The 472-nt window shown below is 47.2% G+C and carries 1 protein-coding gene; it reads right to left on the bottom strand.

The window, feature by feature from the left end; all coding sequences use genetic code 11:
• A partial coding sequence (locus C6366_RS20940; RefSeq protein ID WP_199221588.1) for an endonuclease/exonuclease/phosphatase family protein occupies positions 1-472 on the bottom strand: 472 nt, incomplete at both ends.

The raw sequence follows: 472 nt of genomic DNA on the forward strand, positions 1-472 counted from the left end.
ATCCAGTTCCACAAGGCGGTTAAAAATCTGGTCGAGTTGTCGTTTTTTGGTTCCATCGGCAGCATAGGGTTCTGTGTGTGTGGTTAGCAAAGTGACCTGCCCGCCATTGATATCCATGGTGCATTCGAGCAAGCACCGTTTTAGGTAGAAATACCTGACCAAAGGATTTTGCTCTTTTATTAAAGGCAGAGCAATGCGTCGGGCATCGGAAAGTGGCCATCTGCTGAGTATTGCCACCCCCGAATTCATCCGCCCCAACCCATTAGAAGGGATGAATGAGGCTTTCCATTGAGACGCATAAACACCATAATTGAGATGCGTATGGTTGAGCAACCACTCCAATTGCTCCACAAATGCCGAACGTTTGCTATCCACATCAATCTCCTGAATAAACAACAGATCGGGCTGGGTGGCATTTATAAATTCGGCCACATCTGTAAGATGCCGAATCACCTCATCCTGTGACATCACC

The sequence above is a fragment of the Desulfonatronum sp. SC1 genome, assembly GCF_003046795.1.
In the GTDB taxonomy this organism is placed as follows: domain Bacteria; phylum Desulfobacterota; class Desulfovibrionia; order Desulfovibrionales; family Desulfonatronaceae; genus Desulfonatronum.